Here is a 21,581-nt window from a genome sequence, read left to right on the forward strand (position 1 = left end):
AAAATATATAGGCAGTTTTGTTTTGCAAATATAATAAAATAACCATATAGTTATTTAACCATAAATAAAGTATGTAACAAAAAATTTACATATTTTGAGTAAACACTTCTATATAAAGTCAACAATTACAAAGAAATATTTCGTTTTTTATATCGATTTGTGTCATATAGGCGATAAAATGCCTACTGGGCAAGCATTTTCTGATAAAAAACAGATATTGCCTAAAAGATCACAAGTTACCTGTGGCTGATGATGCCGCTAGGAACTTCCAGAAAGAACACGCATCAAAGGAGCCGAAGAAGCATGTTCACACACGTCAAGTCCACCATTAGACACATTGCGCCTGATAACTTACGCGGACGTAGTTTAATCAAGGTGGTCTATGTCGTGCTTGAGTCCCAGTACCAGAGTGCTTTGTCGCAAGCAGTTCGCACGATTAACGCGAACAATCCCAACTTGGCGATTGAAATCAGTGGGTACTTGATTGAGGAACTCCGCGACCCAGAGAATTACGAGGAGTTTAAACGAGAAATTGAGAGTGCGAATATCTTCATCGCTTCCCTCATTTTCATCGAAGACTTAGCACAGAAAGTAGTAGCAGCAGTAGAACCGCACCGCGATCGCCTAGACGTTTCCGTTGTCTTTCCCTCCATGCCAGAGGTAATGCGCCTGAGTAAAATGGGCAGCTTTTCTCTGGCACAGTTGGGTCAGTCAAAAAGTGCGATCGCCCAATTCATGCGGAAACGCAAAGAAAAATCCGGTGCGGGATTCCAAGATGGGATGCTGAAGCTTTTGCGAACCCTACCGCAAGTGCTGAAGTTCCTCCCGATGGACAAGGCACAGGATGCCCGAAATTTCATGCTCAGTTTTCAGTATTGGCTAGGTGGTTCTCCAGAAAATCTGGAAAACTTCTTGCTGATGCTAGCTGATAAATATGTATTTAAAGGTTTAGAGAAACAAAATTTTGCACCTTCTACTTATGAACAGCCGGTGGTTTATCCCGATTTAGGGATTTGGCATCCTTTGGCTCCCAGTATGTTTGAAGATGTCAGAGAATACCTCAATTGGTATACAGCTCGTAAGGATATTTCTAGCGATCTAAAAGATCCCCTAGCTCCTTGTGTCGGGTTAGTATTGCAACGCACTCACCTAGTTACAGGGGATGATGCCCATTATGTGGCAATGGTGCAGGAGTTGGAAGCACTAGGCGCACGGGTACTACCTGTGTTTGCTGGTGGTTTGGATTTCTCCAAGCCTGTGGATGCCTACTTCTATGAACCAACTACCAACACTCAGTTGGTAGATGCAGTGATATCACTGACTGGTTTTGCTTTAGTTGGTGGCCCAGCTAGACAAGACCATCCCAAGGCAATTGAGTCACTCAAACGCTTAAACCGTCCTTATATGGTGGCGTTACCCTTAGTATTCCAAACCACAGAAGAGTGGATGGATAGCGATTTAGGGTTACATCCAATTCAAGTAGCTTTGCAAATTGCAATTCCGGAATTGGATGGAGCAATTGAGCCGATTATATTATCGGGTAGAGATGGGACTACAGGAAAAGCGATCGCACTGCGCGATCGGGTTGAAGCTGTAGCCGAACGCGCCTTAAAATGGGCTAACCTCCGCCGCAAACCGAAGCTTGATAAAAAAGTCGCTATCACAGTTTTCAGTTTCCCGCCAGATAAAGGCAACGTCGGAACCGCCGCTTACTTGGATGTATTCGGTTCCATCTACGAGGTGATGAAAGCCCTTAAAAATAACGGCTACGACTTACCAGAATTGCCAGAATCAGCCGAAGCGTTGATGCAAGAAGTCATCCATGATGCCCAAGCGCAGTACAACAGCCCAGAACTCAACGTTGCTTACAAAATGTCGGTTCCTGAGTATGAAGCACTGACACCCTACTCTCAACGTTTAGAGGAAAACTGGGGCCCACCTCCCGGACATCTCAACAGCGATGGGCAAAATCTGCTGATTTATGGTAAGCAATTCGGTAACGTCTTCATCGGTGTGCAACCCACATTTGGTTATGAAGGCGATCCGATGCGGCTGTTATTCTCCCGTTCAGCTAGTCCTCACCACGGTTTTGCTGCTTACTACACTTACCTAGAGCAAGTTTGGAAAGCTGATGCTGTACTGCACTTTGGTACTCACGGTTCCTTGGAATTCATGCCGGGTAAACAGATGGGGATGTCTGGTGATTGTTATCCAGATAACTTGATTGGCTCAATTCCCAACCTGTATTACTACGCAGCGAATAATCCAAGTGAGGCGACAATTGCCAAACGTCGGAGTTATGCCGAAACAATTTCTTACTTGACACCCCCGGCAGAAAATGCTGGTTTGTATAAAGGTTTGAAGGAACTCAGCGAATTAATTGCTTCCTACCAAACCTTAAAAGATAGTGGACGCGGTGTTTCCATTGTTAACAGCATCATGGATAAATGCCGGATCGTGAATCTGGATAAGGATATTAACCTGCCAGAAACCGATGCCAGAGACATGAGTACCGACGATCGCGATAATATTGTTGGTAACGTCTACCGCAAGTTGATGGAAATCGAGTCGCGGTTGTTGCCTTGTGGTTTGCACGTCATTGGTAAACCGCCAAGTGCAGAAGAAGCGATCGCAACTCTCGTCAACATTGCTAGTCTAGATCGTCAAGAAGAAGGACTTCAAGGCTTGCCGGGAATTATCGCTAATAGCATTGGGCGTAACATTGATGATATTTACCAAAATAATGACAGAGGCATTTTACAAGATGTCCAGTTATTGCAAGATATCACTTTGGCAACCCGTGCAGCAGTTACCGCCCTTGTCCAAGAGCAAATCGACGCGGAAGGACGAGTTTCTCTGGTTTCCCGGTTGAATTTCTTCAACATGGGCAAAAAGGAACCTTGGGTAGAAGCATTGCATAAAGCAGGTTATCCCAAAGTTGACACCGCCGCCCTAAAACCCCTACTTGAGTATTTGGAATTCTGCCTGCAACAAGTTTGTGCCGACAACGAACTCGGAGCATTGCTCAGAGGCTTGGAAGGTGAATACATCCTACCCGGCCCTGGTGGCGATCCCATCCGCAACCCGGATGTATTGCCCACGGGTAAGAATATCCATGCTTTAGATCCGCAATCCATCCCAACAACAGCAGCAGTTCAATCAGCCAAAATTGTCGTAGACAGGCTTTTGGTACGTAACAAGGCAGAAAATGATGGAAAATGGCCAGAAACCATCGCCTGTGTCCTCTGGGGAACCGATAACATCAAAACTTACGGCGAATCCCTAGCACAAATTATGTGGATGGTGGGCGTGCGTCCAGTTCCCGATGCCTTGGGACGGGTGAACAAGTTGGAATTGATATCTTTAGAAGAGTTGGGACGACCCAGAATTGATGTAGTAATCAACTGTTCTGGTGTATTCCGCGACTTGTTCATCAACCAAATGAACCTGCTAGACCAAGGCGTGAAGATGGCAGCTGAAGCAGATGAACCCTTAGAAATGAACTTTGTTCGTAAACACGCTTTGCAACAAGCCGAAGACATGGGAATTAATCTGCGTCAAGCAGCAACGCGCGTTTTCTCCAACGCTTCTGGTTCCTACTCGTCAAATATCAACTTGGCGGTAGAAAACAGCACTTGGGATAGCGAAGCCGAGTTGCAGGAAATGTATCTCAACCGGAAATCCTTTTCCTTCAATTCCGATAACCCCGGAATCATGGATGAATCGCGGCAGATTTTTGAAAGTACATTGAAAACTGCTGATGCAACTTTCCAAAATTTGGATTCTTCCGAGATTAGCTTAACGGACGTTTCTCATTACTTCGATTCAGATCCTACTAAGCTGGTGGCAAGTCTGCGCGGTGATGGTAAAAAACCAGCATCTTATATTGCAGATACAACCACAGCTAACGCCCAAGTGCGGACATTATCAGAAACCGTGCGTTTGGATGCGCGTACCAAATTGTTAAATCCCAAATGGTACGAGGGGATGCTGTCTCACGGTTACGAAGGTGTGCGCGAACTCTCCAAGCGGTTGGTGAATACAACAGGTTGGAGTGCAACAGCCGGCGCAGTGGATAACTGGATTTATGAGGATACTAACGAAACCTTCATCAAAGATGAAGAAATGCAGAAACGTTTGCTGAACCTCAACCCTCATTCTTTCCGCAAGATTGTATCAACTTTGTTGGAAGTGAATGGACGCGGTTATTGGGAGACTAGCGACGAGAATTTAGATCGTCTGCGCGAGTTGTACCAAGAAGTTGAAGACCGGATTGAAGGGATAGACTAGGTTTATACATAACCAATAAGGCAGAAGGCACGGTGATACCGTGCCTTCTGCATTTATTTGGCTTTTTACCGGATATAGAAAGCTAGTTTAGCGGCAACTATTCCCAGACTATTTATCTAGTCTTTAGAATACTGCCTATTATGAAAAAAGATATATAGGAATCTAGTAAACAATAAATTTTCAAGTTAATTTGTGGAGATATGGCGCATTTATGTTTCTTGCAATAGATTAAGAAAAATAGATTTAGAGTTATATATATGCGAAATCAGTCTAAGCTCAAGAGAAGATTTTGGAAATCACTACGAATAAAGGCAACGAAAAGAATACTTGAATTTTCAGATAAGCTTGAAAATCCCAAGCTGAAATTATTGGAATCTTTGAAAAGCCACGCAGAGTATAAGTTACGCCCTCACGATTATGAATTGATAGCTTGTCCAAGTGAGTTAGAAATTGAGTTAGATGAAGTTGGCTTCTCTGACTTATTTTTTTCGGAGGATTTTTCCAAGCTTCAACAAGGTTTAAATAAATTACTATCCAACTACCCTTCATTTTCCGTCGGTCAGAAAGAAAACCTTAATCAATGGTTTAGCGATATATATAACTCTGGGACTGGAAATGCTTCATCCATTAATGTCGGCGCACTTTCATTTAAAAATAGACAAAATGAGAAATCACTAAGGTTGATAAAAAGTGCCAATATTCATCTCCATTATATCCCACATTCCGCACCCGGAACTGTCACAAAAGAAATAGCAAAGAATTGTGGGGTTAGTTTTTGATTTAAAACCAAAATTGGAGAGATGGAAATTTAAAAATCAAACCAGAGTTTGCGAAAATAAAGAATCGGTATAAAAAATGCTGCACTAAAACGTAGAGTTACTAAACATAGAGTGAGTAACTCTTGCAAAAATTAGTAAAAGTAAAGCTTAATTAAAATAATAATCAAACTAATAAATAGTAGCGACGACAAGTACTAGGAAAAAATTGTAATATCCATAATCTTTCATCAGAGAGGTTTGATATTTGTGAAACACTATTAACAATTAATAAATGAATACCTTGGAAACATTGAAATATCCACCTGAGAGTGGGGCGGTCTGTTGGTTTACCTAATTGATTTTTTATTTCCTGGTTTTGAGCTAATAAAATTCCACGTAACTGTCGTTGTCCTAAAGTATAAACCAACAAACATAACCCCATAATCATTGATAAAGCTTCAATGCGCTCCGGTGACTTAATAAATATGCTATCTGTTAAGAATAAAGGGTCTTTTAAGAAAGCAAAGCCTCTTTCACATGATTGTTGAGCTTTATATTCCTTAATCATGTCAGTGTGGCTTAATTGGGATTCATCAATAATATTAGTTGCTAAAATAAATTTTCCCGAAGCGCGATTTTCAAGTTCAATTGCTGCTTTATCTTGCTCTAATTGCGCGGATATCTGATAGTAATATTTCCAGTCATTCTGATTGTTGTTTTTGTTTTTACCTTGAGGTTTTAACTGTTTCTTAGATATTTTAATTTCAGCCAAACAATGATATTTTAATTGCTCTGATAGATGTAATGCAGCTTTCTTGGCATCTCGATGACAAGCAAATTCTTCATTACATAATTTTGTGAGCTTTTGATGAGCATTTATTTGGGCTTGCTGAACACGGCGCATCAGCTGTTTAGAATCTGCTTTTTTCCGTTCTTGGCTTTCAACTATCAGCCATCTTTGCTCGATCCCGGCATAGTTACTAGACTTGACTATATATGAATAACCTGTTATTTCACTTTGGATTAAATCTTTGGAGTCTATTCCTAATAGTATTTGCTTGGCTAACCCCACTGTCAATGGAACTCTGCATAACCATTTGAGGCTTTTCATCAAATTCAGGTTTTCGGCACTATATAATGCGCTGTCTGCTACCATTAACGCATCTATATCAATATTTTCTCGAAAATTCACGAGAGTTTTCGCAAAGGTTTTCGTATCTGATTGATTTCCTGACGCTGCTTTTAAAAAGATGGGAATATCCCCATCACTGCTACAAATTAACTCTAGAATAAATTGTTTTAAGTCTGGTCTATGATCTCTTGAATAACCATAAGTTATATTTATTGGTTGTGGTGCTAACTCTAGGAGCTTATCTTCATTTTCTGTGGGAGCATTTCTTTCAAAGGCTACTTCGGGTAAACCAGTTTTATATTCTCCGTGCAGATGCAATGAAGAAGAATCTAAGTGTAGCGATGATAAATCTACTCCATATTTTTTTACTGCTGCTAACGCTATTAAAGTGAAGATTCCACTTAATCCTTTTAAATATAATTGGTCTAATACTCTTCCTAGTCTGTCGTCATTTAAATGTTCTGGTAATACTCCTTCTCCTATCAAGTGTTCACAGGCATAGCTATCCATATATTTAGGAAACATATATAATGTTCCAGATACAAACCCTAACCCGTTTAGTATCATTGCTTTGACCGCCTGACCCGCACTCACTTTAGACTGCGGGTGCTGTCCAAGTATTTTATTTATTTGGTCTACCAACCCTATTTCATCAATAATTCCTGCTACTATCCCCAGGTGATTTAAATTTTTTACTTCAATGCTCAAAGGCGAATTCATTTTCACACTATATCCCATCAACTATTTTTAGCTTTTCATGATGGAAGCTTATAGAGTGCTAATTTTATTTATTTTTTGACTTTTACCCTGATTCTGGCTATTAACTTTACTTCTGGGTTTTTCTTGTCTCAATTTCTACCAGTAGTTTTAATTTACTTACTGCTTTCTCTGTGTGCCAGTTTTAGGTGCGGAATGTGGGTTATATTGCTCCTTCTTTCATTGTTCTATCAATTATCGTTAAACCATCAAATGAATTTATTCATAAATTTATTACATTAATTAAAAGCATTCCATGCCCTCAAAATGAAATTTTAGGCTTTAGCTTTAAGCATGGAATTACTTCCTTATCTACACTTCCACCTTGGCGTGTTAGGAAGGCAGAGCTTGAGAAACTTTTCTTAGAGATAAACAGAAGTATTCTACTTATGTTTAGAAAAACTTTCGGTGTTGGTCTTTCATCTTTTGGTTATTTGCCCTGTATTGAAGTTATTAAGACAAATATTTCTTTGCGTGAAATCCCTGAAAACCAACATTTATTAAAAACCTCTAACAAATTCAGAGCCTGCTGCAATTTTTTTGAAAGCTTAGGATATCCTTTCAAACGAAATCCAATTTATAGAGACAGTAATTGGTGGAGTTTTTATGAAGTAGATAAAAGCGAACTGTTTTATCAAAGTTCTCACAGCTACCAAGTATTAATCAGTTTAGCCGATTATGATAAATCTAAGGATGTACCCCATAAAGATTACTGGCAATCACCATCTAGAGTAATAGATTATACACTTCATGACTTATTGTCGCTGTTAGCCTTAGAACATTTTTATGAAGTTCTAGAGGACATAATTATAGATTTAAAAACTGAGATAGAACCGCATTTAAGTGGTCAAATGCAAGGAAAAATTACACTTGTAAGGTTAAAATCAGCAATTTCTAAAATGGTAAAAATTAACGGTTTTTACTTTCAACATTCAAGGATTTGGACAGGGGTAAATGAAAAAATATTTTTGAATTATTTATGTCAAGAAGCAGCAACAATGTCAAGGCAAAAATACCACGAGAATGATTCAGGACTTTTAACAGATGACATAAAGTTTCGTATTGATAGAAAGAGAAAATTCTGTGATCAGCAACTTAGCATTTTGAAGTTATCTTATGAACAGATTTTAACTTATAAAACAATGACCCTAAATTATAGGATTCAGCAAGCTACCTTCTGGCTTTCAATAGCAGTTGCTTTTCTGACTATTGTTACTCTAATTCCAGAAGAGATTCGACAACACTTATTCACTAATATCTGGGTCTGGTTAAATAATATTCATTAATGATAATTAAGGCAATAAAAATACTGAAAAATGCTACTATAATAATAGTAATATAAATTGGCACTTGCACGCTTAAAAATTGAATGCTGAAAACAAACAACAGACTATGAGCTAGTATGCTAAAAGTAGAGCGATAGCAAAATGCAAAAGTGAAAATATAATACATACATCAAGCGATCGCACTCACTCTTCCACAACAGGTAATCGCTTTATTTTTGAGGTTTTCTGCAAGGCTATCACCTGCAATGCCATCATGGAATCAGCGATCGCTTCTATATTAAATTTTATGAGAATATTCAAGTTGAAATTTTTCTATGGATGCGTTAACTATCAACTTTGCTGCTGTTCTTCAAATAACAGATGAGCAATTCTTCCAGTTATGTCAGATAAATGAATTAATCAGATTTGAGCGTAATGCTGATGGCACATTGCTACTAATGCCTTTAGTCGGAGGTTTAACCAGCAACCGCAATGCTAATTTAACTGCTCAACTTGGAGTGTGGAATCGTGATGAGTCACTAAGTATAGCTTTTGCTTCTTCGGTTGGGTTTATTTTACCAAATGGGGCAGTTCGTTCTCCTGACGCATCTTGGTTAAGACATGACAGATGGGATTCTCTTACACAGGAGCAAAAAGAGGGATTTCCGCCTGTAAGTAAGTCGGCATGGAAAAACCAAACTATGTAAAGATAAATAAATACGGAGAATATATCTACCGAGGTGACTGAGTATGGGCGCTCGTCTAAGGGTGTTCCTAAGCTATGAGCAAGATAAAACCCTGTTAAACCTAAGAACTGCGGATGTACCACAGAAAGTTAAAGACCGAGCAGAGGTCATTAGACTAAATGCACATGGCTGGTACGTAGAAAAAATAGCTGCTCATTTCAATTGGACTCCTCAAACGGTAAGAGAAATCTTACATAAATGGCGAAAACTTGATTTAGAAGGGCTTTGGGATAACCCAGGTAGAGGAGGCAAAACCAAGTATAGCGAAGAGGATATAGTATTTTTGGAGGAATGTCTCAAAGAAGAGCCACGTACATATAACAGTCGTCAACTAGCTCAAAAATTAGAGAGAGATCGCTCTATTAAACTGAGTCCCGACAGATTAAGACGGGTACTCAAAAAAAGGGGGTTATTTGGAAACGAGTCAGAAAGAGCCACAAAGGGAAACAAGACCCAAAAGTCCAAGAAATAAAGCAAGCAGACCTAGATATGTTAGAACTGTCTGCTGCTAGTGGAGAAATAGACTTGAAGTATTTGGATGAATCAGGGTTTTGTGCATGGAGCGAACCGGGTTACACCTATTACTTCCGAGGTGAGCAAAAACGACTAGAACAAAGTAAACGTCGTGGTCGTAGATTAAGCATTATTGGATTTTTTCAACCAATAATCAGCTTTGTTTACGGTTTGGTTATTGGTGGTGTTGACAGAAAATCTTATATCCAGATGATGGAGCAAGAAGCGGAGTCAGCCCAAAAGATCGGGCGCATCAGAGTAATAGTGCAGGACAACGGGCCGATACATCGATGTCTTCAGGTGCAGCAGTTATGGTCAAAGTGGGAACAGATGGGTTTATACATCTTCTTTTTGCCCAAATATTGCTCCGAAATGAATCCGATTGAATTGGAATGGCAACACCTTAAAAAGGATGAACTAGCAGGACGAATGTTTGATGATGAGTTGGATCTTGCTTACGCAGTAATAGATGGTGTTCAAGCTAGAGGAGAAAGAGGAAATTATAGGACACAACGTATTAAATTTAACTCTAATCTCTCTGGTTAAAATTTTGTTACATACTTATAAATTTTCCCGCCGACTTACTTATGTCCTGATTTTGTTGTGGAATTGCGTTCTGATAGCGATTGTTTAATAAGGCTACAAAATAAAATGCAAGAGTACCGAGACAACGGTACTAGATTAGGTTGGTTAATTGATTTAGAAACTCGGCAAGTAGAAATTTATCGCTTTGGTAGAGATGTTGAAGTGCTGCAATCTCCCGCTAGTTTATCAGGAGAAGATGTGCTACCGGAATTTGTGCTTAATCTTAAAGATATCTGGTGAATTGATTAAAATACGAAATGCGATGTCTACGACGGGCTACGCCTACGCAACATACACAACAGGCGATCGCTTTATTTTTCAGGTTTTCTGCAAAGCGATCGCACTGTTGGACAGCAAAGCATATACAGCGTTTGATTTGATGGACAAAATCTTGTCCGCTATATTTAAGGTGTACCAGTTGCTTCCTCACTCCAAGTTAATCAGCATGGATATCACAGCTACTTTGAACGAAATCGCAACTCTTAGTGTTGAAGATAGAATCCGTATTGTGCAGGCAATTTGGGATAGCATCGCAGCAGAGCAAGTTTACCCTGATTTAACCGATGCACAAAAGCAGGAACTCGATCGTCGAACTGCTGACTATGATTCAAATCCAGATAATGTGCTGACTTGGGAGGAAATCAAAGCATCAATTAAGGGGCAGCAATGAATTATGTCCTGGTGTTTCGCCCAGAGGTTCGAGAATAAATCAATGATGCACACAGTTGGTACGAGAGTCAGAAACCCAGTCTGGGTGACGAGTTTTTAGACTGTGTAGACGAAACGGTGAATCGAATTTCTCAGATGCCAGAATCTTATGTAATTGTCTACGCTGATATTCGACGAGCAGTAGTGCGACGATTTACTTATGCTGTGTACTATCGGATTGTGTCGAGTCGAGTAATAGTGACAGCAATTTTTCATGGTCGCAGAGATCCAAAATCGTGGCAGACGCGAACCTAACACTATATGGGCGATGTCTAACGACAAGCCGCTATGCGATACGCTTTATTTTTGAGGTTTTCTGCAAGGCGATTGCCTAAAATGACATCATACAATCAGCGATCGCAACATACAAAAAAGACTCAAACTATGAGTGTATCCAACACTAACACTGATAACGCTGGTAAAGATGGCAACCGCGCATCATTTGTCAAGAAAAATGATGCACCTCCATGAATAGCAGTAGCCATCTGAATAGCATCTGGGGTTCTTAAGTTATAATTTGCCCTTAATTGTGCTGCATTTTCAGCAATGTCGGGGAAAACTTCTATAGTAGTCAAACCTTGGGAATTAAATAGAATTTCACGATATTGTTGAGCTAATGCTGTGTTTTCTTGTCGCAAGGGATAGACTAACACTTCCGTGATAGTCAAAACTGATGTTACAATGCTAAACTCACTACGAAACATCGCTTCAAAAAAAGTATCTGTAACATCCAAATAATTAGGATTTTCTTCAATAAAGTAAATCAGTGGAGCAGTATCTAAACCTATAATTTGCCCCTGTAGCTGGACTAGCCATTCCATGAATCACGTTCCTGATTAATGTATTCTTGAGCATCAATGCCATTCCAGATTTCTTTACCTAATCCACGTAATTCGAGAATGCTATGCTTTTGCTTAGGTATCATCGTTACCTGTTGACGAATTAAGCTTGACAATTCTTCAATTAAGCGTATTTGCTCTTCAGGAGTTAGGCTTTGAGCTTGCAATAGTACTTCTTGATAATTAGACATAAAATATACACTGCCATTTATCTGGACTTTAAGTCAAATATACACGCACAGACAGACTGCGTTTCTTTATTTTATAAATAAATGTAGAGTAGACAACCTTGTATAGAGTTCAAATTGCCCAACTACTGCTTGAAGAACCACGACACGCGCTTCGTATTGAGCTACAGAGAGAAAAAACAGATTTTTGGAATCAGCTTGAAAGGGCTAGTACTATCTCTATGAGATTGCTGCAAATGAATAATGAGGAAAGACTAGCAGAATGGCATATATCGTGCCCAATAAATAAGTACGAATAACTGTTCAGACTATTTACTGAAACAGCTACAATAATCTAAAGAATACTTTTTAGTAACAGGCATCATAACAAGAATGAGCCTAAAAGTATTATCTGGTGCGATCGCAGGAGGCAAAAAATGGGCTTGGCTGGATTAAGAATTGTGTTGGTAGAACCAGCTGGGCCGATAAATATTGGCGCGATCGCCAGGGTAATGAAAAATTTCGGTCTATATAATTTAGTATTAGTGAACCCCCAATGCGATCCGCTTTCGACGGAAGCTTTGATGATGGCTGTTCACGCTCAGGAAATTATAGAATCTGCGGTAATAGTGGCCACCTTACCAGAAGCATTGCATGGATGTGTACGGGCGATCGCTACCACTGGTCGCGTTCGTAGTTTAGAAACACCCTTAGAAAATCCCCGCACTGCACTACCCTGGTTACTGGAGGAACCAGAAAAACCCGCAGCCCTGATTTTTGGCAGAGAAGACCGAGGATTAAGCAATGAAGAATTAAATTATGCACAGAGGTTTGTTGGCATTCCCACAAGTCAAGATTATGTCGCCCTGAATTTGGCTACTGCTGTAGCAATCTGTTGTTATGAATTGTCACAATCTGCCCAGCAACTTGATACCCAAACCTTACCCGAAACGGAACTCGCAACCTTAGATGCAGTGGAAGGATACTACCAGCAATTAGAATCACTATTACTGAAAATTGGTTATGTGTATCCCCATACAGCAGCGAGTCGCATGGGAAAATTTCGCCAACTATATAATCGCGCTCATCTGAAGACTGGGGAAGTAGCCATGCTACGAGGAATTTTGCAGCAGGTAGAATGGGCCCTGAAAAATCAGAGGGATGGTGAAAACTTGTAATTATTCGTTTAATATATACGCAATCATCCCCCCAAAATATTTAATATCGCTTAAACTAAACACAAAAATGTTACTTAGTGGCAAAGTAGAATTTGAGTATTAATATTGCTTAAAGATTAAGTTTTGGGTCAGGAGTCTGCAAGAAAACAGTCAAGTGGGTCACAAGGAGTAACTGTGTCAGAGTCAAGTGACGAACTAACAGCTTTCTCGCGGCGTCAACCCTTAAATCGCCGCCAGCCGCCACAAAAAGTTCAAAAAGTGGTGAAGAAGAAAGTTAAAGCTAACAGTCAACCGCAAACTGCAAATGGACGAGAAGGAGCGCTAACACGCTCAAAAAATCAAATCAGTCCTCCCCCAATCCCTGGTACTACACGTAGGGTAAAATCGGGGTTAGTCATGCCAACGGCAGTAAAACCAGTACCTAGTGCAAAGGGGAAAATTCCTCCCTTCCGACCGGGTGCTGTGATGGTTAAAACAGTGCGGATGGAAAAGCCAAAACCAAGCAGGCGCTCATCGCGGAAAACCAGGCTAAAGCCAATGGCCAAAACCATATTGTATGTTTTGCGGTTATTGATTGTGGGTGTAGGGATGGGTGCAATTGTGGGCACGGCGTTGTCAGTATTAGACCCAGCAAATCGCATCAGTACAAGTTCGACATCGCAATCTAATAGTAATGTGGTGCGATCGCAGCCGCAACCTTCCCAAGCTCCCCCAGTTGCGTCTTCAAGTCTATATCTATCTCAAGAAATTACCTCGTTGAAAAATGCCGTGCAAAATTTGGCGGCCACTAACCCAAATCTCACACCTGGAGTTTTCTTAGTAGATTTGGATACAGGTAATTATGTAGATGTCAATGGCTCTACCAGTTTTCCAGCGGCCAGTACAATAAAAGTGCCGATTTTGGTTGCCTTTTTCCAGGATGTGGATGCGGGGAAAATTCACCTGGATGAAATGCTAACCATGCAACAGGATATGGTAGCTGGCGGTTCGGGAAATCTGCAATACAAACCACCGGGAACCCAGTACGCCGCTCTGGAAGTTGTCACTAAAATGATTACAATCAGCGACAACACAGCAACAAATATGCTGATTGCTCGACTGGGAGGAATAGACGCTTTAAACCAGCGTTTCCGCAGTTGGGGATTGACAACCACGGTAATCCGCAATCAACTCCCAGATTTGCAAGGGACAAACACTACTAGTCCCAAGGAACTAGGAAATTTGATGGCGATCGTGAGTCAGGGAAATTTAGTGAGTGCGCCATCACGCGATCTCATGCTCGATATCTTGCGCCGCACCCAGAAAGACACTCTGCTACCCTCAGGTTTAGGAACAGGTGCGAGAGCTTACCACAAAACGGGCGATATCGGCACAATGCTGGCAGATGCAGGTTTAATTGTTGTTCCAAATGGCAAGCGCTACATCGCTTCCGTTATGGTACAACGCCCTGAAAACGATCCTCGCGCCGAAAAATTGATTAGCTCAATTTCTCGTTTAGCTTACCAAGAGTTTAGCCAGAATACTATGATACCTGGCACTACTACAAACACAGTACCCACAAATGGTTATCAGCCCCAGGTTTTGAATCCTGCTTTACCTAACGGTACAACAGGCACAGTTCCCATGAGCATTTATCAGCCTCCTGTTGTCACTCCTGTACCCAACAGTATGGGAAGTACTCTACCGCCAAACGGTTATCAATCTCCAGTGATGAATCCTCAGTATTATCCTCCAAGATAATTCGTAATGACTGAATAAGGCAAAAGTAAAAATTAAGGAGGCAGAAGGCTCAGTTAGAATCCCCATAAATCAATTTAGGTGATTTAATAAGGACGCTTTAAATATGCGCTGTGCCACTCGTTATACATACTTTTATCCAATAGGCAATTAGGATAGATGATACGCCCTAGTTAAAAATTTAAAATAATAAAAGACGCGATAAATCGCATCTCTTACCTTAACCAAACCTTATTGGGAGTGGAGGGATTTAAGACTTTTGTTGATAGTGTAAATATTTCTTCTGTAATTCTTCTGGGATAGGAATAAGACGACTATTTTGCAAATTGACAAAACCACCCTTCTGGGTAGCTACTGCTGCTAACTCATTGTTAGATAAAATTTCAGCTTGCACAGTCCACTTCAATCGTCCTAAATTACTCAGCCATAAACGTCCAATTACTTGATCGATCATCTTTATCGGACGTTTATATTCAATTTCTGTTCCAGCTAGAATCGGTGTATATCCTTGCTCAATTTGTTGATTGAGTTGCCAATGTTCATCTAAAAATTTTAAACGTAAATCCTCTAGCCATCTAATATACACAATATTACTCACGATTCCCATAAAATCAATATCATAAGTTCTGACAGGAATCGCCAATACTACTTCAAATGGTCTATTTAAGTTGTTATTTACTAGCATTATTTCTCCCAGTATTTTTAAGACCGAATGGTTTGTAAGAGGGTAAAACCATTCATCTATTTTAGGTATGAGTAATTATTAATTATTTAATAACCCATTAGCCACATATAGTTTCAAACTTCTACTTTGTAGTTTAAAATTAACTCGTCACCAGGTAAACCTCTAATACCCCAGTTAGATTTAGGCGTTTCAAAAATTGTGATTTCAATGTCATATACAGCAATATTCAATTTTTCATTAATATTTTCAATCAGCAGGTGAATCAACTGTTTTTTTGTCTCCACTGTTCGCCCCTCAAACATACTAATTTCAATAATCAGATAATTGTCTGTTCTATCAGATGGATAGTAAAAATCTGATTTATCCAATGGGAAAAAACGGTGAAATCTTTTTTCAGGAGTAATCTGTAAAGCCTGAATAACAGAGGCATGGATTATATTTGATAACTCTATTTTTACAGGATTTAATTTTTCTGCTAAACCATATACCTTGATTTGCGCCATACCTTTAAAGTTCAGGAGTACTGAGTACTGTTTCGGTGAGTTTCCAAGTATTGATTCAGGTGATTAATTACTCTATGCATGTGAATTGAATCTCCATAAAGCTTGCTCATCATTACGGCTCCTTCTAAAGTTGCAATGATGATGGTAGCGATTTCATCAGCACTCACTTCCGAGCGAATTTCACCCTTTTCAATTCCCGTTTCGATAATTCGACGAATTAAATGTAGCCACGAGTTCATTGCTTGTTGAGCGCGTTCTCGCAACGCCGGATGAGCATCATCACTCTCTACAGCAGTATTCAACAATGGACACCCCCCCTTGATCGGTGGATTTTCTGCGAAGCTACTAAATACCCCAATGATTGCTTGCAGCCGTTCTACGGCGTGGCGTTTGCTTCGTAATGCAAATCTAGTATGCTGTCTGATATGAGCGATCGCAAAATCAAAAGCCTGTAGCGCGAGATCATCTTTGCTTTGAAAGTGATTGTAAATTCCTCCTTTTTGCAATCCAGTAACACGCATAATGTCAGACATTGATGATCCTGCATATCCCTGTTGGTTAAACAGTTCGGCTGCTTGCTGGAGAATTCTGCTTTTTGTTTCTTCGCCTTTGGACATTGGGGGTTGGGGACTGGGGACTAGGGATTGGGAACTAGGGTTTATTGAATTGATAATTGCTGTAAATAAAATATTACAGACCGAACGGTTTGTTTAAATTATCATGAGATTTGCTTGGAAGTCAAGCATTTTTCAGCGCTAAGTCAATAAACGAGGCACTGGGCATTGGTTATTTCCCCAATCCCCAGTCCTATGCTGAGAGAGTTAAAATCTGCTCAATTACCTGAGAATTAACATCTTTATATTCTCCCAAGGCTACAGTACCGCGTTTTTCAAAGCGCTGAATAATTACAGGAATAGTATCGAGTCGAACACCATAATCAGACAAGCGCGTGCGTACACCAACGGACTCGAAGAAATTGCGAGTTTTAGCGATCGCTTCAGTAACCCGTTCTTCTTCACTACCATCGACAATTGCCCAAACTTGCTCGGCATATTGTAAGAGTTTTTGCCATTTGCGATCGCGCTTAATTGTCAAAGTGCTAGGTAGCACAATAGCCAAAGTTTGAGCATGATCTAAACCATGCAGTGCTGTCAATTCGTGCCCAATCATGTGAGTTGCCCAATCTTGGGGTACTCCTGCACCAATTAACCCATTTAGTGCTAATGTCGCAGACCACATCACATTAGCCCGTGCATCGTAGTCTTGAGGATTCGCTAGCGTTTTTGGCCCTTCCTCAATTAGCGTTTTCAAAATTGATTCAGCTAATCGATCTTGTAGTGGTGCATTGACTGGATAAGTCAAATACTGTTCCATCACATGGGTGTAAGCATCAACAATTCCATTGCTAATTTGCCGCACAGGTAGAGAAAAAGTTGTTTCTGGATCGAGAACCGAGAAACGGGGAAATACCAAAGGACTGCTGAAAGCTAATTTTTCTTGAGTTTCCCACTTAGTCACAACCGCATTCGTATTCATTTCCGAGCCGGTTGCAGGTAAAGTCAAAACTGTACCAAAGGGTACAGCAGCCTTTACAGGTGCGTCTTTGGCGAGGATGTCCCAAGGGTCGCCGACAAAGGGAACCGCAGCCGCAATAAATTTAGTGCCATCAAGAACTGAACCGCCACCGACAGCAAGTAGAAAGTCTATGCCCTCATTCCGCACTAGTTCAACCGCTTTCAAGAGGGTTTCCAGGTGAGGATTGGCTTCGATTCCACCAAACTCAAGTACATTTCGTCCAACCAATGCAGACTTCACCTGATCGTAGACACCGTTAGTTTTGATGCTACCCCCACCATAAGTAATCAGAATTTTGGCATCAGCAGGAATTTCAGCAGCAATTTTGGCAATCTGACCTTTGCCAAACAGGATTTTGACAGGGTTGTAAAAAACAAAGTTTTGCATGAGTGATTAGGCTAGGGAATCGGATTTGACTTCGAGTATTGTAATCACTTTCACGGCGTTAGTTAATTGGAGCGGGGACAATACAGTTGGGTGAAGAAATTTATCCGTTGATGCAGGGGGGGGAGAAAAAAGCAAAAAAATTGTAGGTTGGGGTCACTGCGCTCGTAGGTATCAACTTAACGTCAAAGCAAGTCTAGAACTATCTTTTAGATTGCCTCGTTCCCAGTCTCCGGCTGGGAATGCTCGTCCTTGAGGCTCCGCCTCTCGAACTCGCGGTAGAGCCGCTTTTGAGTTGCATTTCCCGACTCTGGCTAGAAACGAGATTTGAAAAGGTTTTTAGCTTAAGTTGACACCAATGCACTGCGTTGCGCGGGTTAAGAGCGTTGTAGCAAGTGGCGTTGGAGGCTTTGCCAAAGCCAAAATTCTGATATATATGTTAGGTGGCGCTCCGTTCCACCCAACCTACGTCTGGGGAATGGTGTAGTTTAATTATCGTAAATTAAAGGGTTTAAGAACCTGCAATCTACATGTAGCACTCTTTTCAGTTGGGGTTTAAATCCACATCTGAAATTTTTTTAATTTTGAATTGTTAATCTCCTTGTCCTCTTCTGGTGAATTATCCCTATGGTGATTAACTTGTAGGTAATTTTTCTAGCAACCAGTCCTCAGAAGTTTAACTGACTGCGGAGTATTAACTAGATAATTGAGCGATATACAACGCGAATACGCTGGACGTTTAATCATGATTACGAGTAAAATACGGTAAGTGCATCGCCTTACGTGCTTTTACATGTAAAACCGCAGAAAAACCTAGTTAGAAGTTGAGTTTAGCAGGGCAACTGACCCATAAGCAGTTATCAAAGTCTGTTTGAGCTAAATGCCAATTGTCATGCTTGCAAAAACTTCCAGACAGGTTTGAAGTTATCCAGGAATCCTCTGCCCTAACTTTTAGCTGGATAACCTTTGTGTCACTCATATCTTGAGAAACACAATAACTCACTATAACTAGCTCTGTCTACCACTGGGCTATAGTTTGGCTGACTTGCTGCTTTTTAGCAGTGAAGCTAAAGCTGAATTTAAATTCTAGCTGCTCGTAGTTAAGTCAGTAAAAAGTTATCAAGGCTTCGTTTGGGGATTTAAACCTTAACTGAGGCTGCTCACTTCTAGAAGTGGGAGACTCAACAAGATTCTGATAACTAATAACTAATTGTTGAAACCCCCGAAGAGTATGCACTATCTATTACTACCGTTCTTAAGCTTTTTTGTTGGCATCATCGTTGGTTTGACGGGAATTGGTGGAGCCTCTCTCATCACACCAATGTTGATTTTTGTTTTTCAGGTTCCGCCTTCTATCGCTGTGAGTTCTGATGTTGTGGCCGCTACATTGATGAAAGTTGTTGGTAGCGTCAAGCATTGGGAACAGAAAACCCTTGACACAGAAGTTGTCAAATGGCTGGCCTTCGGGAGTGTTCCAGGCTCACTGTTGGGGGTGGGGATTTTGCACTTCATTAAACGTACAGGTGAGTACAACCTAGATAGCATCTTGCTGCGTTTGCTTGGCGGAATGATTTTGCTAGTCACAGTATTAGCACTAGTGCAATTGTTGTTATTGACTTTTTTCCCCAAATTTAATTTACCCGAACTGCCAAAGTTAGACTTAGAAAATAACTTCGGTCGATTTGTAACAATTGCTTTGGGAGCAATTTTAGGCTCTTTAGTTGGTCTAACTAGTGTCTCCTCAGGTTCAATGTTTGCCCTAGTGCTGATTGGGTTTTTCCGCCTTGATGCCCGGAAATTAGTGGGTACAGATATTTCACACGCAGCAATTTTACTGCTGTTTACAGCCCTCGGTCATCTCAGCCTGGGAACAGTTGATTGGAGTTTGGTACTGCCTATATGGCTAGGCTCTGTACCTGGGGTGTTACTAGGTGCTAAAGTCTGCCAGATAGCCCCGCAACGTCCATTACGGTTTATCATTTATGCCATTTTGATGATGGTGAGTTGGAAATTAGTTCATCAGGTGTAACCAATTTGAGATTTTCAATTCCCAATCCAGCATTCAACATCCAGCATTGATCAACTTCTCACCCAAGGTAGTAGAGTGAATGTACCTCGGTCATACATAATAAACAGACCCAAGCCAATTAAGACAAAAGGTACAACAGCTTGGCCGTAGCGATTTAAAAGATCGGCAATGGTAGGTTGACGGCTTAAAAAATAAGCGATCGCACACCAAACCCCTACCATGATAAAAAATACACTTATAATTACTCCCAAGCTGGCAAGATTGTGACCAGCGAACAAAGGAACATATACACTAATATTGTCACCACCATTAGCAATCGTGACTGCTGCCACTTTATAAGTTTGGCGGTGTAAAATACTCAAAAGAAAAGACAATACCGGGTTAGTAGATGTGGGCTGGTTAAAATCACTACTGACTGTCTGAACTGTTATAGTATCTTCTTCTTTATATACTAAGTGGTGAATACCAATACCAATTGGTAGCAATCCTAGCAATCCTATCCATTCTCGCTGTATAACCAATCCACCAAAAAATCCTGGTAAGCTAGCAATGATAATGGCTGCAAAACCTAGATATTGACCGAGTAAGATATGCCGCCGCCGAAAATTACCATCTACCTGTGAAAAAAATATTAACAAGATAATGATGTCATCTATATTGGTAGCGATGAAGGCAATTATCCCTTCACTGAAGGCTGTCCCTAGCTTACTCATGCTGGATTTTTAGAATCTACAATTTACAACCATACCAAATTAAGCTTCTGGTACAACTCAGCTTTAATATATACAAGGTGATTATTGAAGAAATTTCACTGATTCACGAGATTTATTCCAAAAATTCAGATTTAGGGCGTGTATCTGTTGTTGAATTGCTTCGCATTCTTCTCTTTAGGATGCTTTTCTAGGAGCAGCTTTGCATAGCCTACTGCAAGATAAAAATATATGTATATTTATCTTAAAATATGAACGAGTTACTTACTGCAATTACTACAGGGGCGATTACGTTCATTGCCACTAACATTGATGATATTGTCATTCTATTGTTATTTTTTTCTCAAATAAATCCTAACTTTCGGCCCCGGCATATAGTTGCTGGTCAATTTCTAGGTTTTACAGTTCTTTTAATTCTGAGTCTTCCTGGTTTATTTGGTGGGTTAGTATTCTCAAAAAGCTGGATTGGATTACTTGGTTTACTACCAATATCTATAGGTATCAGTAGCTTGGTGAATCGGGAAGAAGATTCATCAAAAGAAGTTGTAGATACAGCAGAAGCAGATGAAGCATCAACAATTACTAGTTTTTTTTCTCCCCAGGTTTATAGTGTGGCAGCCGTGACAATTGCCAATGGTAGCGATAATATTAGCGTTTACATCCCTTTGTTTGCTAGCTGCAACTTAGAGAGTTTTTTAGTAATTATCGGATTATTTTTTCTATTATTAGGAGTTTGGTGCTACGCAGCATACAAATTAATTAACAACAGAGTCATAGCTGAGATATTGACTCGTTACGTTAATAATCTTGTACCTTTTGTTCTGATCGGATTAGGCACTTTTATTGTATTAAAAAGCGAAGCTTTAAGTCCAATAAAGCTAGCTGCTAGTAGTGTCTGTTTAATGATTTTAGTAAAAAATAATGAAAGTGCCGATGAAATTGGCGAAAAGTCTAGCAGTCGACCAAGCCAGTTTTAGATTTTGATTTAGATTAAAAATCTAAAATCCAAAATCTAAAATTG

At 40.2% G+C, this 21,581-nt stretch carries 20 protein-coding genes and 1 pseudogene; 13 read left to right on the forward strand and 8 right to left on the reverse strand.

From position 1 onward, the window contains the following. Positions 1 to 303: 303 nt before the first annotated feature. A complete protein-coding gene (locus FD723_RS01930) occupies positions 304 to 4,290 on the forward strand; it encodes a magnesium chelatase subunit H (protein WP_179063857.1) in 3,987 nt (1,328 codons plus the stop codon). A gap of 257 nt (positions 4,291 to 4,547) precedes the next feature. After that, positions 4,548 to 5,069 carry a hypothetical protein gene (locus tag FD723_RS01935; RefSeq protein WP_179063858.1) on the forward strand — a complete coding sequence of 174 codons (522 nt, stop codon included), beginning with the start codon at positions 4,548 to 4,550 and terminating at the stop codon, positions 5,067 to 5,069. A gap of 163 nt (positions 5,070 to 5,232) precedes the next feature. On the opposite strand, the gene FD723_RS01940 is transcribed toward FD723_RS01935, so the two are convergent. Continuing rightward, on the reverse strand, positions 5,233 to 6,900 hold the full coding sequence (locus FD723_RS01940) for an IS1634 family transposase (RefSeq protein WP_179063859.1): 1,668 nt from the start codon (positions 6,898 to 6,900) through the stop codon (positions 5,233 to 5,235). Positions 6,901 to 7,094: 194 nt separating this feature from the next. Between FD723_RS01940 and FD723_RS01945 the strand changes: the two genes are divergently transcribed. The 6 genes and pseudogenes from FD723_RS01945 to FD723_RS01970 all read left to right on the forward strand — a co-directional run bounded on the left by FD723_RS01945 (position 7,095) and on the right by FD723_RS01970 (position 11,008). Further along, complete coding sequence (locus tag FD723_RS01945) at positions 7,095 to 8,222, forward strand: hypothetical protein (protein WP_179063860.1); 1,128 nt, start codon at positions 7,095 to 7,097, stop codon at positions 8,220 to 8,222. A gap of 314 nt (positions 8,223 to 8,536) precedes the next feature. Further along, positions 8,537 to 8,908: a Uma2 family endonuclease gene (locus FD723_RS01950; RefSeq protein WP_179063861.1), complete on the forward strand. Its 372-nt coding sequence runs from the start codon at positions 8,537 to 8,539 to the stop codon at positions 8,906 to 8,908. A 43-nt stretch (positions 8,909 to 8,951) separates the two neighbouring features. Continuing rightward, a protein-coding gene (locus FD723_RS01955; protein ID WP_256875017.1) for an IS630 family transposase occupies positions 8,952 to 10,006 on the forward strand; the annotation gives its coding sequence in 2 pieces (ribosomal slippage) (positions 8,952 to 9,344 and positions 9,347 to 10,006; 1,053 coding nt in all). Between the two features lie 39 nt (positions 10,007 to 10,045). Further along, positions 10,046 to 10,285: pseudogene (locus tag FD723_RS01960) on the forward strand (Uma2 family endonuclease); the annotation flags it as partial. Between the two features lie 22 nt (positions 10,286 to 10,307). After that, positions 10,308 to 10,715 (forward strand): addiction module protein, encoded by a 408-nt coding sequence (locus FD723_RS42340; RefSeq protein WP_256875018.1) that lies wholly within the window; start codon positions 10,308 to 10,310, stop codon positions 10,713 to 10,715. A gap of 80 nt (positions 10,716 to 10,795) precedes the next feature. After that, positions 10,796 to 11,008, forward strand: coding sequence for a type II toxin-antitoxin system RelE/ParE family toxin (locus FD723_RS01970; protein ID WP_256875198.1), 213 nt, complete (start codon positions 10,796 to 10,798; stop codon positions 11,006 to 11,008). A 122-nt stretch (positions 11,009 to 11,130) separates the two neighbouring features. Here the strand turns inward: FD723_RS01970 and FD723_RS01975 are convergent, their stop codons facing one another. Continuing rightward, entirely contained in the window at positions 11,131 to 11,574 is a 444-nt protein-coding gene (locus tag FD723_RS01975) for a PIN domain-containing protein (RefSeq protein WP_179063862.1), read from the reverse strand. Beyond that, complete coding sequence (locus tag FD723_RS01980) at positions 11,562 to 11,783, reverse strand: hypothetical protein (protein WP_179063863.1); 222 nt, start codon at positions 11,781 to 11,783, stop codon at positions 11,562 to 11,564. The genes FD723_RS01975 and FD723_RS01980 overlap by 13 nt, the downstream gene beginning before the upstream one ends. Before the next feature lie 413 nt (positions 11,784 to 12,196). Here FD723_RS01980 and FD723_RS01985 point away from each other — a divergent pair, with 413 nt between their 5' ends. Both FD723_RS01985 and FD723_RS01990 read left to right on the forward strand, forming a co-directional pair. Beyond that, the gene (locus tag FD723_RS01985; protein WP_179063864.1) at positions 12,197 to 12,937 is read left to right on the forward strand and encodes an RNA methyltransferase; all 741 of its coding nucleotides are present in this window, start codon (positions 12,197 to 12,199) and stop codon (positions 12,935 to 12,937) included. Positions 12,938 to 13,111: 174 nt separating this feature from the next. Then, the gene (locus FD723_RS01990; RefSeq protein ID WP_179063865.1) at positions 13,112 to 14,677 is read left to right on the forward strand and encodes a serine hydrolase; all 1,566 of its coding nucleotides are present in this window, start codon (positions 13,112 to 13,114) and stop codon (positions 14,675 to 14,677) included. A 247-nt stretch (positions 14,678 to 14,924) separates the two neighbouring features. On the opposite strand, the gene FD723_RS01995 is transcribed toward FD723_RS01990, so the two are convergent. The 4 genes from FD723_RS01995 to FD723_RS02010 all read right to left on the reverse strand — a co-directional run bounded on the left by FD723_RS01995 (position 14,925) and on the right by FD723_RS02010 (position 17,824). Next, positions 14,925 to 15,359 (reverse strand): thioesterase family protein, encoded by a 435-nt coding sequence (locus tag FD723_RS01995; protein ID WP_179063866.1) that lies wholly within the window; start codon positions 15,357 to 15,359, stop codon positions 14,925 to 14,927. 113 nt (positions 15,360 to 15,472) lie between these two features. After that, positions 15,473 to 15,862 (reverse strand): tautomerase family protein, encoded by a 390-nt coding sequence (locus FD723_RS02000; protein ID WP_179063867.1) that lies wholly within the window; start codon positions 15,860 to 15,862, stop codon positions 15,473 to 15,475. Between the two features lie 11 nt (positions 15,863 to 15,873). Then, positions 15,874 to 16,479, reverse strand: coding sequence for a TetR/AcrR family transcriptional regulator (locus FD723_RS02005; protein WP_179063868.1), 606 nt, complete (start codon positions 16,477 to 16,479; stop codon positions 15,874 to 15,876). Positions 16,480 to 16,669: 190 nt separating this feature from the next. Beyond that, complete coding sequence (locus FD723_RS02010) at positions 16,670 to 17,824, reverse strand: iron-containing alcohol dehydrogenase (protein ID WP_179063869.1); 1,155 nt, start codon at positions 17,822 to 17,824, stop codon at positions 16,670 to 16,672. A 355-nt stretch (positions 17,825 to 18,179) separates the two neighbouring features. Between FD723_RS02010 and FD723_RS42345 the strand changes: the two genes are divergently transcribed. Together FD723_RS42345 and FD723_RS02015 are read left to right on the forward strand one after the other, a co-directional pair. Next, positions 18,180 to 18,308, forward strand: coding sequence for a hypothetical protein (locus tag FD723_RS42345; protein WP_256875019.1), 129 nt, complete (start codon positions 18,180 to 18,182; stop codon positions 18,306 to 18,308). A gap of 744 nt (positions 18,309 to 19,052) precedes the next feature. Then, positions 19,053 to 19,850 (forward strand): sulfite exporter TauE/SafE family protein, encoded by a 798-nt coding sequence (locus FD723_RS02015; protein ID WP_179063870.1) that lies wholly within the window; start codon positions 19,053 to 19,055, stop codon positions 19,848 to 19,850. Between the two features lie 50 nt (positions 19,851 to 19,900). Here FD723_RS02015 and FD723_RS02020 read toward each other — a convergent pair whose 3' ends face one another. Further along, a complete protein-coding gene (locus tag FD723_RS02020) occupies positions 19,901 to 20,563 on the reverse strand; it encodes a cadmium resistance transporter (RefSeq protein ID WP_179063871.1) in 663 nt (220 codons plus the stop codon). 248 nt (positions 20,564 to 20,811) lie between these two features. Between FD723_RS02020 and FD723_RS02025 the strand changes: the two genes are divergently transcribed. After that, the gene (locus FD723_RS02025; protein WP_179063872.1) at positions 20,812 to 21,537 is read left to right on the forward strand and encodes a cadmium resistance transporter; all 726 of its coding nucleotides are present in this window, start codon (positions 20,812 to 20,814) and stop codon (positions 21,535 to 21,537) included. Positions 21,538 to 21,581: the final 44 nt, after the last annotated feature.

The sequence above is a fragment of the Nostoc sp. C052 genome (genome assembly GCF_013393905.1).
GTDB lineage: Bacteria > Cyanobacteriota > Cyanobacteriia > Cyanobacteriales > Nostocaceae > Nostoc.

Bases quoted from the DNA above. Each gene is read 5' to 3' on its own strand.
- FD723_RS01975 (WP_179063862.1), bottom strand. From the start codon at position 11,574: ATGGAATGGCTAGTCCAGCTACAGGGGCAAATTATAGGTTTAGATACT.
- FD723_RS01940 (WP_179063859.1), bottom strand. From the start codon at position 6,900: ATGAATTCGCCTTTGAGCATTGAAGTAAAAAATTTAAATCACCTGGGG.
- FD723_RS01950 (WP_179063861.1), top strand. From the start codon at position 8,537: ATGGATGCGTTAACTATCAACTTTGCTGCTGTTCTTCAAATAACAGAT.
- FD723_RS01995 (WP_179063866.1), bottom strand. From the start codon at position 15,359: ATGCTAGTAAATAACAACTTAAATAGACCATTTGAAGTAGTATTGGCG.
- FD723_RS02010 (WP_179063869.1), bottom strand. From the start codon at position 17,824: ATGCAAAACTTTGTTTTTTACAACCCTGTCAAAATCCTGTTTGGCAAA.
- FD723_RS42345 (WP_256875019.1), top strand. From the start codon at position 18,180: ATGCACTGCGTTGCGCGGGTTAAGAGCGTTGTAGCAAGTGGCGTTGGA.
- FD723_RS01935 (WP_179063858.1), top strand. From the start codon at position 4,548: ATGCGAAATCAGTCTAAGCTCAAGAGAAGATTTTGGAAATCACTACGA.
- FD723_RS02005 (WP_179063868.1), bottom strand. From the start codon at position 16,479: ATGTCCAAAGGCGAAGAAACAAAAAGCAGAATTCTCCAGCAAGCAGCC.
- FD723_RS01930 (WP_179063857.1), top strand. From the start codon at position 304: ATGTTCACACACGTCAAGTCCACCATTAGACACATTGCGCCTGATAAC.
- FD723_RS02000 (WP_179063867.1), bottom strand. From the start codon at position 15,862: ATGGCGCAAATCAAGGTATATGGTTTAGCAGAAAAATTAAATCCTGTA.
- FD723_RS02025 (WP_179063872.1), top strand. From the start codon at position 20,812: ATGAACGAGTTACTTACTGCAATTACTACAGGGGCGATTACGTTCATT.
- FD723_RS01980 (WP_179063863.1), bottom strand. From the start codon at position 11,783: ATGTCTAATTATCAAGAAGTACTATTGCAAGCTCAAAGCCTAACTCCT.
- FD723_RS02020 (WP_179063871.1), bottom strand. From the start codon at position 20,563: ATGAGTAAGCTAGGGACAGCCTTCAGTGAAGGGATAATTGCCTTCATC.
- FD723_RS01985 (WP_179063864.1), top strand. From the start codon at position 12,197: ATGGGCTTGGCTGGATTAAGAATTGTGTTGGTAGAACCAGCTGGGCCG.
- FD723_RS02015 (WP_179063870.1), top strand. From the start codon at position 19,053: ATGCACTATCTATTACTACCGTTCTTAAGCTTTTTTGTTGGCATCATC.
- FD723_RS42340 (WP_256875018.1), top strand. From the start codon at position 10,308: ATGTCTACGACGGGCTACGCCTACGCAACATACACAACAGGCGATCGC.